Origin of the sequence: Arthrobacter sp. Hiyo1 (assembly GCF_001263615.2) — a bacterium.
In the GTDB taxonomy this organism is placed as follows: Bacteria; Actinomycetota; Actinomycetes; order Actinomycetales; family Micrococcaceae; genus Arthrobacter.
In genome coordinates this window covers 228,621-229,699 of the sequence record NZ_DF952474.1, presented here as the reverse complement: position 1 = coordinate 229,699, position 1,079 = coordinate 228,621, and the positions used below count along the sequence as shown (strand labels likewise).

At 67.1% G+C, this 1,079-nt stretch carries 1 protein-coding gene; it reads right to left on the bottom strand.

Features of this window, described 5'->3' with window-relative positions:
- Positions 1 to 1,079: methyltransferase (locus AHiyo1_RS18370; RefSeq protein WP_059389505.1), on the bottom strand; the 1,079-nt coding region annotated here is incomplete at both ends.

The window sequence follows — 1,079 nt, the reverse complement described above, 5'->3', positions numbered from 1 at the left end:
GAGTTCGTGGGCATCGAGCCAATCGGCGCGTTCGACGGCGGCGGCGAGGTGCGGGCCGATCGGTTGCTCGATGGGGTACGTGATTTCCTCGAAGCGGGCGGGCGCATCTCCCGGACGCGGGCTTTCGGGCCGCCGCAGCCAGATCATTCCGAAGCCAATGGCGTCCACGTTGCGGGACGCGAAATCCTGCAGGTAGGCGGCGTAGGCGTCACGGTAGAGCTTACGGTCGCGGCCCTCGGAGGCGTCCTGCAACCAGGTCTCCGCGTACAGCTCCGGACTCACCTGTTCCCGTTGGATGAACCATGCCTCCGTGCCGGACCCTGCCAGCCACGACGCGGGCCGTTCGCTCCAGCGGCTGCCTGCAGGGATTTCCCAGTTGCCGAGCATCTGCGCCGTGCCGCCGGGCGCCAGGACGTCGGGCAAGGTTCGGACGAGGTTGGCCACGATGTCGTCGCCGGGCAGGCCGCCGTCGCGGTAGGTGAATTGATCCGAAGAATGCTCGCCAGCACTGCGCGGGGTAATGACGAAAGGCGGATTGGACACCACCAAATCGAAAGTCTCACCCGCGACCGGTTCCAGGAGCGAGCCCAGCCGCAGGCTCACCCGGGACTCGAGATCGGCCGGGTCCAGGTGGAGGGCCTCGGCATTGAGCATCAGGTTGAAGCGGGTGAACGCGAGGGCCCGTTCGGAGATGTCGGTGGCGGTGACATGCTCGCTGTGGTGCAGGAGGTGGAAAGTCTGGATTCCACAGCCCGTCCCGAGGTCAAGGGCGCGTTTCGAGTGCCGCCGGATCGTGGTCTGGACAAGGGTGGTGGATGCCTGCCCGATGCCCAGCACATGGTCATGCCGGAGCACGCCCGGCTGCTGGTGGGCGGCGAGATCGCTGGAAACCCACAGTTCGGCGCCGCCGCTCCCGCTGTTGTCTGCTCCGGAGTCGCATTCCCAGCCGTACGGCCGCAAATCCACCTTCGCCGCGACAGCACCGCCGTCGTTCTTCTCTACCAAGCCAAGCTCCACCAGGCCCGAGGTGCGGATGCGCGGCAGGGCGGCGTCGACGTCGTCTTCGGTTTGCGGGACAG